The following is a 223-nucleotide window of genomic DNA, read 5'->3' on the forward strand; positions in this document are numbered from 1 at the left end:
ACATCGTTTCCCACTTAACCATGACTTTGGGACCTTAGCTGGCGGTCTGGGTTGTTTCCCTCTTCACGACGGACGTTAGCACCCGCCGTGTGTCTCCCGTGATAACATTCTTCGGTATTCGCAGTTTGCATCGGGTTGGTAAGCCGGGATGGCCCCCTAGCCGAAACAGTGCTCTACCCCCGAAGATGAGTTCACGAGGCGCTACCTAAATAGCTTTCGGGGA

At 54.7% G+C, this 223-nt stretch carries 1 rRNA gene; it reads right to left on the bottom strand.

Annotated features, from left to right (window positions below):
* Positions 1 to 223, bottom strand: a 23S ribosomal RNA gene (locus WFP70_RS26665); the annotation flags it as partial.

It is taken from the genome of Pantoea sp. USMM079 (genome assembly GCF_037153115.1).
GTDB lineage: Bacteria > Pseudomonadota > Gammaproteobacteria > Enterobacterales > Enterobacteriaceae > Pantoea > Pantoea communis.